General features: G+C 65.5%; 9 protein-coding genes. 2 read left to right on the top strand and 7 right to left on the bottom strand.

Annotated elements, in window-relative coordinates:
- Window positions 1-285 precede the first annotated feature (285 nt).
- The gene (locus BFD71_RS30480) at window positions 286-1,419 is read left to right on the top strand and encodes a porin (protein WP_069268025.1); all 1,134 of its coding nucleotides are present in this window, start codon (window positions 286-288) and stop codon (window positions 1,417-1,419) included.
- Between the two features lie 110 nt (window positions 1,420-1,529).
- On the opposite strand, the gene BFD71_RS30475 is transcribed toward BFD71_RS30480, so the two are convergent.
- The 5 genes from BFD71_RS30475 to BFD71_RS30455 all read right to left on the bottom strand — a co-directional run bounded on the left by BFD71_RS30475 (window position 1,530) and on the right by BFD71_RS30455 (window position 7,725).
- Complete coding sequence (locus BFD71_RS30475; RefSeq protein ID WP_141710857.1) at window positions 1,530-2,255, bottom strand: haloacid dehalogenase type II; 726 nt, start codon at window positions 2,253-2,255, stop codon at window positions 1,530-1,532.
- Between the two features lie 132 nt (window positions 2,256-2,387).
- The gene (locus BFD71_RS30470; protein WP_069268023.1) at window positions 2,388-4,100 is read right to left on the bottom strand and encodes an ABC transporter ATP-binding protein; all 1,713 of its coding nucleotides are present in this window, start codon (window positions 4,098-4,100) and stop codon (window positions 2,388-2,390) included.
- Window positions 4,101-4,109: 9 nt separating this feature from the next.
- Window positions 4,110-5,087 (bottom strand): ABC transporter permease, encoded by a 978-nt coding sequence (locus BFD71_RS30465; RefSeq protein WP_069268022.1) that lies wholly within the window; start codon window positions 5,085-5,087, stop codon window positions 4,110-4,112.
- Window positions 5,088-5,100: 13 nt separating this feature from the next.
- Window positions 5,101-6,081 (bottom strand): ABC transporter permease, encoded by a 981-nt coding sequence (locus BFD71_RS30460; RefSeq protein WP_069268021.1) that lies wholly within the window; start codon window positions 6,079-6,081, stop codon window positions 5,101-5,103.
- Between the two features lie 42 nt (window positions 6,082-6,123).
- Complete coding sequence (locus tag BFD71_RS30455) at window positions 6,124-7,725, bottom strand: ABC transporter substrate-binding protein (RefSeq protein WP_069268020.1); 1,602 nt, start codon at window positions 7,723-7,725, stop codon at window positions 6,124-6,126.
- 293 nt (window positions 7,726-8,018) lie between these two features.
- Here BFD71_RS30455 and BFD71_RS30450 point away from each other — a divergent pair, with 293 nt between their 5' ends.
- Window positions 8,019-9,218 carry an LLM class flavin-dependent oxidoreductase gene (locus BFD71_RS30450; protein WP_069268019.1) on the top strand — a complete coding sequence of 400 codons (1,200 nt, stop codon included), beginning with the start codon at window positions 8,019-8,021 and terminating at the stop codon, window positions 9,216-9,218.
- Between the two features lie 44 nt (window positions 9,219-9,262).
- Here the strand turns inward: BFD71_RS30450 and BFD71_RS30445 are convergent, their stop codons facing one another.
- Entirely contained in the window at window positions 9,263-10,615 is a 1,353-nt protein-coding gene (locus tag BFD71_RS30445) for an LLM class flavin-dependent oxidoreductase (RefSeq protein WP_069268018.1), read from the bottom strand.
- Between the two features lie 28 nt (window positions 10,616-10,643).
- Entirely contained in the window at window positions 10,644-11,879 is a 1,236-nt protein-coding gene (locus BFD71_RS30440) for an acyl-CoA dehydrogenase family protein (protein WP_069268017.1), read from the bottom strand.
- Between the last annotated feature and the right edge of the window lie 73 nt (window positions 11,880-11,952).

Genomic DNA, 11,952 nt, shown 5'->3' with positions numbered 1-11,952 from the left:
ATTCACGGTAATAATCAGGAATATGGATCGCAAAATCTTTCCAGAAATTACGATAAAAATGCGATAAATAGCGCGTTTGGACCAGCGCATGGGCATGCATAAAGCTCCTTGTTTTACCGCATATTTCGATCTACCAGGCTGCCGATGTAATGGTCTGGAACAGGTAAGGAAATGTTAGCCAATAATCGTCGCATGCATGCCACAACTCCTGAAAATCATTCCGGATATCGCGTTATGCTCCGCGCTCGCTCGCTTTCGAGTGAATAACAAAGCAATGGAGTTACGATGAAAAAGTACACCCTTTCCGCCCTCGCAGTCGCCGCAGCCTCTTTCGCGAGCGCCGCACACGCACAAAGCTCGGTCACGCTTTACGGTTTGATCGACGCGGGCGTCCTGTACACGAGCAACCAGTCGGGCAGCTCGAACGTGCAACAGTCGAGCGGCGCGCTCAACGGCAGCCGTTGGGGCCTGCGCGGTAGCGAAGACCTGGGCGGCGGCCTCAAGACGATTTTCGTGCTCGAGAACGGCTTCAGCATTTCGACGGGCGCGGCGAAGCAAGGCAGCCGCATGTTCGGCCGCCAGGCGTTTATCGGCCTTTCGAGCGAGCAGGCCGGCGCGGTCACGCTGGGTCGTCAGTACGACAGCGTGGTCGACAACCTGGGCGGACTGTCGCTGAACGGCACGCAGTACGGCGGCACGCTCGCCGCGCACCCGTACGACAACGACAACCTCAACAACTCGTTCCGCGTGAGCAATTCGCTCAAGTACCAAAGCGTGAACTACGGCGGCCTCAAGTTCAATGCGCTGTACGGCTTCTCGAACGCCGCGGGCGGCTTCGCGAACAACCGCGCATACAGCGTCGGCGCCACATACTCGTTCGGCGGTCTCAAAGCGGGTGCGGGCTATCTTCAGCTAAACAACTCGGGGTCGACGATCAACAGCAGCGGCGCGGTCAGCGACGACGCCACCTTCACCGCATCGCGTCAGCGCACGTATGGCGCCGGCCTGAACTACGCTTTCGGCGCAGCCAACGTGGGCTTCGTGTTCACGCAAACGCAGCTGAGCAACCTCACGGCCATCAACTCTTCGAACGCGGGTGCGACGACATCGTTCGCCGGCAACAGCGCGCGCTTCAGCAACTTTGAACTCAATGGCCGCTATGCGTTCACGCCCGCAATCACGGTGTCGGGCGCTTATACGTACACGGACGCGAGCCTGGACGGCGTGAATCCGAAGTTCCATCAGTTCACGCTGCAAGGCGACTACGCGCTGTCGAAGCGCACCGACCTGTACGCCGAAGCCGCGTATCAGCGTGTCGTGGACGGCGAGGGCAAGATTCACGCGGACATCATGGGTGTTTCCGCTTCGGATTCGAACTCGCAAGCCGTGGCGACCGTGGGTATCCGCCATCGCTTCTAACGCGACGATCGCTCGCAACGTGAACGCCGCGCCAGCGGCGATCTGAGTACGGGCAGGCAGACGCCTCGGTGTCTGCTTGCCCGTGTGCTTTGACAATGCCCTTTAAAACCTCAATCTATCGAGGCATCGAGCTGACTCGCAAGCTCGTTTAAATCGTTCACCACGAAATCCCAGGCCTGCTCCGCTTTCAGGTCTGTTTTCTGATCGGGACCGTGCTCGGTCCGCCGCACGACGAAGGCGGTCGAAAGGCCAAGCCGGCGCGCCGCGGCCAGGTCGCCGTTATGCGCCGCGACGAGGCATACTTCGGCGGGCGCGAGACCCAGAATGTCCGCCGTTTCCGTGTACACCTGCGGCGACGGCTTGTAAGCGCGCACCACTTCGGCACCGAGAATGGCATCCCATGGCAGGCCGGCGCGCCTCGCAATGTCCACCATGAGCCGGATGTTGCCGTTCGACAAGGGAGCGATGATGAAGCGGCGTTTCAGACGATTCAGCGCCTCGACCGAGTCGGGCCATGGATCGAGGCGATGCCAGGCCAGGTTGAGTTCGTCGATCTCGGCGTCCGTCGCTGCGGCAATACCGCTGCGCGCCAGCACCTTCACGAGATTCTCGCGATGCAGCACGTCGAGGCGCACGTAGGGCTGGCGGCCGCTGCGGATTTCCTCCATGGCAGGCGAATACTCGCGGCGCCAGGTGTCGGCGAACTCGAAAGCGTCGAGATGAGGCGCGTGGCGTTGCAGAAAAGCGGCGGCTTCCCTCGCGACGCCGCGTCGCCAGTCCACGACGGTGCCGAAGACGTCGAATACGAGGGCCTTGATTTCGGTACGGTTCGTCATAGGGGCCAGCATCGGTAGTGGATCGGAGCTCGGCATCGTGAATCGCCTCGGTCAACCGGCAAAGGCGGTGCAATACACATTGAAGCACCCAAACCGGAATCGCAGCTGATCGCTGCCCCACTACCCCGCGCTTCAGGCCGCTTCGGCCTCCAGCTCGCGCCCTGGAATCGCAGCGAGCAGCGCACGCGTATACGGATGGCACGGTGCGCGCCAGATGTCCTGATGGTCGCCGCTCTCGACGATCTTGCCCTGTTGCATCACGTGCACACGGTCGGCGATGTAGCGCACGACCGAAAGATCGTGCGAAATGAAGAGCATGGAAAGCCCCAGCTCGCGCTTGAGTTCGACGAGCAGATTGAGGATTTGCGCCTGGATCGAGACATCCAGCGCCGACACCGGCTCGTCGCAGATCAGCAATGCGGGTTCGAGCACGAGCGCGCGCGCAATACCGATGCGCTGACGCTGGCCGCCCGAGAATTCATGCGGAAAGCGCGCGAGCGCCGCCGCGGGAAGGCCCACGCGTTCGAGCACCGAGCGCACACGCACGCGGCGCGCCGCCGCTTCGCCAACCCCATTCACAGCCAGCACGGTTTCGAGAATGTCGCCCACGGTGCGACGCGGGTTCAGCGACGCATAGGGATCCTGAAAGACCATCTGCACCTTGCGCCGTAACGGCCGCAACGCGCGCTCGCGGAGCGGGACGAGTTCCGTGCCGTCAAGCGCGATCGATCCGCCCGCAACCGGCACGAGGCGCATGATCGCACGCGAAAGCGTGGACTTGCCGCAGCCCGACTCGCCCACGAGCCCGACCGACTCGCCCCGGCCAATCTCGAACGAGACACCGTCGACGGCGCGAAGTGCCGGCGCGCCATGGCGCTGCGGGTACGCCACGCGCAGGTCGCGTACGGCGAGCAGCGGCGCGGCGTCCGTCGTCTGAAGGCCCGAGGCCGTACACTCGGGCACCTTGCGCGGCACCACCACGAAGCCCGCCTCCTCGTCGGTGCGATCCACGCGACCGGCCGGTGCCGTGTGGCGGATTTCCGGCAAGGTCCACGAGCGGTAGTGCAGATCGTCGGCGAGATTGAGCGAAGCGCCGAGGAGCCCTCGCGTGTAGGCGTGGCGCGGGCGCGCGAAGAGATCCGCCGTCGGCGCTTCTTCTACCTTGCGCCCGGCCAGCATTACCGCCACGCGGTCCGCATGATCGGCCACGACGCCCAGGTCGTGCGTGATCAGCAGGAGCGACATCGACAGCTCCCGGCGCAGCGCGTCGAGCAGTTCGAGGATGCGCGCCTGGATCGTCACGTCGAGTGCGGTCGTGGGTTCGTCGGCGATCAGCAGACGCGGGCGGCACGCCACGGCCATCGCAATCATCACGCGCTGCCGCTGGCCGCCCGATAGCTCGTGCGGATAGTCGTCGAAGCGGCGCTGCGGCTCGGCAATGCGCACGAGATCGAGCAGCTCGACGGCACGCGCGCGAGCGGCCCGGCGCGACAGCGCCTCGTGCTGACGCAGCGTCTCCACGATCTGCGCGCCCACGCTGAGCACGGGGTTCAGCGAGGTCATCGGCTCCTGAAAGATCATCGAGATCTGTTTGCCGCGCAGATCGCGCACCGCCCCGCGCGGCAAGCCCAGCAGCTCGCGTCCTTCGAAGCGCACGCTACCCGTGACGCGTCCTGGCTCGGGAACGAGCTGCATGAGCGAAAGCGCCGTGGCGGACTTGCCGCTGCCCGACTCGCCCACCAACGCGAGTATCTCTCCCGCCGCGATGTCGAAGCTCACGCCGCGCACCGCATCGTGCGCCCCAAAACTCACGCGCAAATCGCGTACTTCCAGCAGTTGGCTCACGTGGCACCTTTACGGTCGTTGCCGCTGCCGCGGATTGAGGGCTTCGGTCAGGCCGTCGCCGAGCAGATTGAGGGCGAGCACCGCGAGGACGATGGCCGCGCCGGGAATCGCCGTGAGATACCACGCCGTGCGCAGCGAATCGCGACCGGCGCCGATCATCGCCCCCCAGCTCATCACATTGGGGTCGCCCATGCCGAGGAACGACAACGACGATTCGATGAGGATCGCGCTTGCCACCATCACCGAAGCCGTGACGATCACGGGCGGCAGCGCATTGGGCAGGATTTCGCCGAAGATGATGCGCGTGTTGCTGAATCCCTGGCTGCGCGCCGCAAGCACGAAGTCAGAGCGCCGCAGCGTGCGGAATTCCGCGCGCACGATCCGCGCGACCGTGGGCCACGAGGCAACGCCAATGGCGAGCGCGATCACCACCACGTTGGGCCGCCCGATCGCTACGAGCACGATCACCAGCAGAAAGGACGGCACGGTCTGGAACAGCTCGGTGAGACGCACCAGCGCGTCGTCGATCAGGCCTCCGAAATAGCCGCCGGTGGCACCCACGAGCGTGCCGATCACGAGTCCGATGCCTGCCGAGGCCGCGCCGATCAGCAGCGAAACGCGCGCGCCATGCGCGATGCCGGCTGCGACGTCGCGCCCGAGCGAATCGGTGCCCAGCCAGAATTGCGGGTCGCTGCCCGGCCATTCGAACGGGCCGCCCACCATGTCGAGCGGATCGCCCGGGTAGAGCCGCGGCGCGAGCACGGCGAGCACGACAAATGCCCCGAGCAGCACAAGGCCAGCGCAGGCCGAGGGGTTGCGCAGCAACGCGCGCCAGAAAGCGTGCCCGGCACGGCGCACGGGCGCGCTGTCGCGCTCGGCGCCGCGGCGGCCAAGCAGCGCGAACGCCAACTGTCGCCGCCACGGCGAACCCTGGCGCGCGGCCGCACGTCGTGCGTCAACCGGCAGATCCGGCGATTCGAAACTCATTGCGGTTCCTCCGTTAGCCTATGCGCGGATCGAGCCATGCTTGCAGCAGATCGACCACGACGTTCGCGACGATGACGAGCAGCGACGACAGCAGCAGCACGCCGAGCAGCACGCTGAAGTCGCGCGCCAGCACCGCGTCGAGTGCAAGGCGGCCCAGCCCCGGCCAGCTGAATACCGTCTCCGTTACCGCCGCGCCGCCAAGCAGCGTGCCGAAATGCAGCCCCACGAGCGTGGTGAGCGGCATCAGCGCGTTACGCAGCACGTGCCGCAAGGTCACGCGCCACGGATGCAGACCTTTCGCGTGCGCCGTGCGCACGAAGTCCTGGCGCTGCACTTCGATCATCGCGGCACGCGTAATGCGCGCGTAGATCGCGACGAAGAAGGTGGCGAGCGTCGCCGCGGGCAGCAACACGTGCCTCGCGACATCGGCGACGTAGGCGAAGCCGTGCAGGTCCGCCCCGATCGTGATGTTGCCGCCGCTCGGCAGCCACCCTAGCCGGACCGCGAACAGAATGATGGCGAGCAGGCCGATCCAGAATCCAGGCGTCGAATAGAACAGCAGCGCGAACACCGACAGCACGCGGTCGGGCCACTTGCCGGCCCAGTGCGCCATCACGGCGCCGAGCGCCACGCCGACGACGAGCGCGAGCGACAGCGCCACGCCCATCAGCAGCAAAGTGTTGGGCAAGCGCGAAAGAATCAGCTGCATCACGGGCATGTCGTAACGCGGCGAGTAGCCAAGGCTGAAATGCGCGAGATGCTTCAGGTACGTCCCGAGCTGCACCAGCAAGGGCTGGTCGAGCCCGAACTTCGCGCGCAGCATCGTCATCGTTTCCGTCGTCGCGGAGCCGGCTTCGCCGGCGATCACGTCGGCGGCGTCGCCCGGCATCAGCTTGAGCAGGAAGAAGTTGAGGATCACGATGCCCAGCACCGTGGGCACCGCCTGCCAGGCAGTGCGGCGCAGGATCGTTTGCCAGCGGGCGCTTCGGCTCATCGTTGGGCTCCGTCGAGGGTGCGATGCGCGTTTGGCACGCGCTCAGGCACTCAGCCACACATCGGCGAAGTTGCCTTCCAGGCCCTGCGCGCTCACCGTGTGATCGTGCACACGCCGGTTGGCGAGCGTGACCATGCGCGGCGCGACGAGATTGAGGATCGGCAGATCGCGGTAAACGGTTTGCTGGAACTGCTTGTAGAGGCTCACGCGGCGGCTTTCGTCGATTTCGACCGACGCCGCTTCGAGCAGACGGTCCGCTTCCGCGCTGCTGTAATGCGGCGCATTCGAGAACGGCACGCCGGGGCGGATATTCTTAGACCAATACAGGCGCTGCACGCCCACGGCCGGATCGAACAGCGTGTTGACGCCGATGCTCGTGAAATCGAACTGGCGGTCGGCGTAGACACGCTTGAGAAAAGACGGCAGATCCTGCGAGCGCACCGTGACGTCGATCCCCACGCGCGCGAGCGCCGATTTCACGTAGCCGGCCTGGCGCTGGTACATGTCGCCATACGGCAGGTAATCGTGCGTCAGCTTGAAGCGCACGCCATCCGCGCCGCGCGGCTTGCCCGCCGCATCGAGCAACGCCTCGGCCGCATGCGGGTCGAACGCGTAGGGCGTGATCTGCGCATCGTGATACGGCGAGGCGGGCGTGATGGGCGTGGGCGAGACGTCCGCATAACCGTAGGCCACGGTCTTCTGCACGACCTGCGCATTGATGGCGTGCGCGATGGCCTGGCGCACGCGTGGGTCCTTCAACACCGGATGATCGAGATTGAAATCGATCTCGGCCAAAGGCTCGAGGAAGCGGTAGCCACGCGTTTCCGTCACGAGCTGCGGTAATTGCGTGAGGCGCGGCAAGTCGGTGAGCGGCACGGGGTTCTCGCCGCCCAGATCGAGCGCGCCGGTTTCGAACGCCGCCGAGCGCGCGGCCGGATCGGGAATGACCTTGTAGACGAGCGCATCGACATACGGCTTGCCAGCGTCCCAGTAGTCGGGATTGCGCTCGTAGACAATGCTCGCGCCGCGCGTCCACGACTTGAAGCGGAACGGCCCGGTGCCAATCGGCGCGTTGTTGTGCGGGTTCGTGAGCGGGTCACCCGTGGCGTACAGATGCTTCGGCACGATCGGCGACTCGCCCGCCGAGAGCGCCTTGAGCAGAAATGGCGCGGGCTTCGACAATTCGATGATGGCCGTGCTCGCGTCGGGCGTCTGCACTTGCGTCACGTTAGCAAAGGTACTGCGTCCGCGCGGATGTATCGCTTTGAGCAAATCGACCGAAAACGCCACGTCCGCGGAAGTGAACGGCTGGCCATCGTGCCAGCGCACGTTCTGACGCAGCCTGAAGGTGTAGCGCAGACCGTCGGGGCTCACGCTCCAGGCGGTGGCCAGTTGCGGTTGTGGCTTCAGGTCGAAGTCATAAGCAAGGAGTCCTTCCAGCACCTTCGAGCTTGCGGCGAGCGCCGGTCCCGTGGTCTGGAAGATCGATACCAGCACGGGCGGCTCGGGATTGATCAGCACGTTCAACGTGCCACCGCGCTTGCGCGCGATGGCGTCCTGGGCGCGCGCAAGCACGGGCAACCCCGCGGCGGCGGCGGCCGCGCCGCTTGCAATGAGAAACTCACGACGGGTCAAACGTGACATGCTGATGCGTTCCGATATCAGTGAAGCTACGAGAGGCTAAACGTTGCGATCTGCGCGAGCCGGGAAATTCGCGCCGTGGCGACAGTGCTGCAATCGTAGCAACGGCCTCTTCGCGCGCTAACCAAGCGATGCTGCTATCCATATGACCCGCCGCGCCGAAGCAGCAGCGCGACAACGCAATTGGAAAGCAGAAAAGCTTCTTTGTTATTCGCGAGCGGCACGTGTTTAATCAATGGATCGACCAATCGACTAGCACGGCGCCCCGCGCCGCAACGACCTCCAAGGTGTCTGTCTTGAGCGAAATTCCCGTGGCCGAGCCGCGCACTTCCTCCGTGGCGTCGACGCCCTTCGTGCCTGTAGCCTCCCCCGCCGCCTTCTCCGATAGTCCCGTGGCGCGTGCATTCGCGCAGCCGCTCATGCTGGGGCTGTTCCTGCCGATCCAGGCTGGCGGCTGGAGCGCATCGACGCTGCCGCGCGGTACGGACTGGTCGTTCGACTACAACGCCGCGCTCGTGCAGAAGTGCGAAGCGCTCGGATTCGATCTCGTTTTCGCCCTGTCGCAATGGCTGCCGAAAGGCGGCTATGGCGGCGTGTTCGACGGCCATGCGCTCGACTCGTTCATGACGCTGGCGGCGCTGACCGCGCGCACCGAGCGCATCATCCTGGCCGCCACGACCCATGTGCTCTACGGGCCTTGGCACCCGCTGCATTTCGCGAAGTTCACGGCTACACTCGACCACATCTCGCGCGGACGCTGGGGCGTCAACGTGGTGACGGGGCACCGCGCCGTCGAACACGAAATGTTTGGCTGGAACCGCATCGAGCACGACCGGCGCTATGAGATGGCGGCCGAATTTCTCGACGCCGTGCAGCAGTTGTGGGCGCAACCGGACAACTTCAGTTTCGAGCCTGAAATTTCGAGCTGGCGCCTGCAAGGCGCGTACGTCACGCCCAAGCCGCGCTATGGGCGCCCGCTGCTCATCAACGCGACGGGCTCCGACGCGGGGATCGACTTCGCCGCGCGCTACTCCGACGTGGTGTTCATCACGAGCCCGGCGGGACCGCAGATCGATCGCGCGCTGGAAGCGCTGCCCGCGCACACCGCGCGCGTGAAGGCCGCGGCGCGCGCGTATGGGCGCGAGGTGCGCACGCTCATCAACCCGATGGTGATCTGCCGCGAGACGTCCGCCGAGGCACGCGCCTATCACGATGCCATCGTCGCACATGCCGACGAGGGAAGTTTTCACCGTTTCGACAGCGACGCACATGCCTGGCGCGGCGGTTTCGAAGATCGTGCGAAGGCCGCCTCACGCGCGGTGGGCGGCAACATCGCGATCGTGGGCTCGCCTGAAGAGGTGGCCGACAAGATCATCGAGCTTCACGCGGCAGGCGTCGACGGCGTGCAACTGAGCTTTTACGATTTTCAGCCCGACCTCGACTTTTTTGGCGAACGCGTGCTGCCTTTGCTGCGCGAGGCCGGCCTGCGCCGCTGAGTGGCATGCTCGCGGCGCCCGAAGCGCGCCGCGCGCGCCCCACGTCAGACGCGCTGAAGCTCCTCGCCAATCGCCGCCACGCCCACGGCAGGCCGCTCGAGCCCGAGATGCGAGCGCAAGGTATTGCCTTCGTATTCGGTTCGAAAGAGCCCACGCCGTTGCAGGATCGGCACTACGCCGTCAACGAACGCCTCCAGCCCGTCCGGCAGCGCGTCCGGCATGAGGTTGAAGCCGTCGGCGGCCTCGCCCTTGAACCAGTGCTCGATATCGTTGGCGATCTGCTCAGGTGTGCCGACGATCACGCGATGACCGCCGCCGCCCGCGAGCGCGCGGATCAACTCGCGCACCGTGTGGCCGCCTCGCCGCGCCTCGGCGATCGTGGCATGGAAAAACGTGTGATTGCCATTGCCGCCGTTGGGTAGCGCGAGGTTATCCGGCAGGCGCGCGTCGAGGTCGAGCTGATCGGGTGAAAGGCCCAGTGTGCCGGCCAGACGCGTGAGGCTGTAGCGCCAGGGAATCTGCTCGACGAGTTCGTCGCGCCGCCGCAGCGCCTCGGCTTCGGTTGCGCCGATGATCGTCGTGAGGCCCGCGAGCACCTTCACGCCCTGCGGGCGCCCGTATGCTGCGGCGCGCGCATTGAGGTCGCGCCGGTACGCCACCGATTCCTCGAACGATTGCGAAGCGGAGAATACGGCCTCGGCATGACGCGCCGCGAGATCGCGGCCATCCCCCGACCCACCGGCCTGCACGAGCACAGGATGACCTTGAGGTGTACGCGGAAGATTCAGCGGCCCCTGCACCCTGAAAAAGCGCCCTTCGTGCGCAACGGGCCGCACCTTCGTCACGTCGATGAAACGGCCGCTCGCCTTGTCGCCGATAAAGGCGTCGTCGTCCCAGCTGTCCCAGAGGGCCTTGACGAGTTCCGTGAACTCCGCGGCCCGCGCATAGCGCTGTGCGTGATCGGGCACCGTAGCGTGGCCGAAATTGCGCGCCGACGGCAAATCGGCCGTCGTCACGACGTTCCAGCCCGCACGGCCACGGCTGACATGATCGAGCGTGGCGAAGCGACGCGCGATGTTGTACGGCTCGTTGTAGCTCGTGGAAGCCGTGCCAATCACGCCGATGAGCGTGGTCGCCGCCGCAATGCTGGCGAGCAGCACCGTGGGCTCGAGCGCCGTGATCGGACGGAAGTCGATCTGGTCGATGATCGCCGCGTTGTCGGCAAGAAAGACCGCATCGAATTTCGCGCTTTCAGCGAGTTGCGCGACCCGCACATAGTGCGCCACGTCCACGAATGCGCGGGGATCGGCATCGGCGAGACGCCACGCCGATGGCACGAAGCCCGAATGCAGGATATTGACGTTCAGATGCAGGCGGCGCGACGAAATTCGGCTCATTCTTTGGACACTCCCTCGATCGTGGGTTTCAAAAAACGCGGCCTTCGGTGAGGTGAGTCGTCACGCCGTTCAGGGCGTAGTCGCCCACGACGCGCGCTTTGTGCAGCAGAGGGTTGTGACTGAAGATCGTGCGCAGGTTGCGCCAGTGCCGGTCGAAATTGTGCGCGCGCGAAGTGGCCGAAGCTCCGCCGGCTTCGAACAGGCGCTCGGCGGCTTCGAGCGCCAGCTTGCTCACCACGAGTTGCGTGCGCGCCGTCGCCAGTGCGCCTTCCAGCACGAGCTGATCCGCGTCCGGCGCACCCGCGCGGATCGCCTGCGCCGATCGATCGAGCGTGCGGGCGTTCTCGCGCACCAGCGCGTCGATCGCATGGCTGTGCGCGGAGAGCGTGCCGACGACCTGCTGAATGAAGGCATCCTCGCGTGCGGAGGGCGCCGTGCTGTGCAGTACGGGGCGCCCATGCTCCACCACGTAGCGCTTCGCATCCGCGACCACGTTGCGAACGATGCCGGCGGCCACCGCCACCAGGTGGAGTTGTCGCAGCGCGCCGCCATGACGGCCGGCGAGCGTGGCCAAGCCGCGTTCGGTGATTTCGTCCGCACGCACCAGCAGGTTCTCGAACACGAGACTGCCGCTCGCCGTCATGCGCTGCCCCATGCCGTCCCAGTCGTCGAGCACCGTGAGTCCTTCGCGCCGCACCGGCACGATCGCCACCACCGGTTGCCCCTCGTCGTTCAGCACGCTCAGGCGCGCGTAGTCGGAAAAGGCCGTGCCGGTCGAATAGTATTTGCGGCCGTCGAGCCGGTAATGCTCGCCGTCGCGCCGAAGCGCCGTGGTGTATTCGCCCGGACGCGACGTCCCCAGTTCGGTCGAGGCGCCGCCGAAAATCGCGCCGTCGATCACGCGCTGGATCTGCAGATCGTTGAACGGCGTGCGAGCCGACAGCAGCAGCGCTTCGGTCTGGTCGTAGTGAATCCGCAGCGCGTGGGCGAGATTGCTGTCGGCCGCGGCCAGCGTGGCGATCACGTCGAATTCGTCCACGAGCGAGCCACCCAGGCCGCCCCATTCGACCGGCAGCCGGAGGCGTCCCAGCCCCGAGCGCCGGAATGCGTCGAAGCCCTCGAAAGGCAATTCGCGACGCCCTTCGCGCGCAGCCGCCTCTTTGCCGATTTCATTCGCGAGCGCAGGCAAGTCGGCGAGCGCATCCTGCAACGACAGACTGGCCGCGCGAGCGCGCACCGGAAGTTGAGTGGGAAGAGCGGACATTGAGTTTTCCTTTTTGTCAGGCCCGCGAATTGTTTGATTCCCGGGCGGCCACGGGGCGTCTTGCCAAAAGGAA

Source organism: Paraburkholderia nodosa (genome assembly GCF_001718195.1).
GTDB classification, from domain to species: domain Bacteria; phylum Pseudomonadota; class Gammaproteobacteria; order Burkholderiales; family Burkholderiaceae; genus Paraburkholderia; species Paraburkholderia nodosa_A.
The sequence above is the reverse complement of the archived record's forward strand: the minus strand, read 5'-3'. Positions and strand labels throughout refer to the sequence as shown.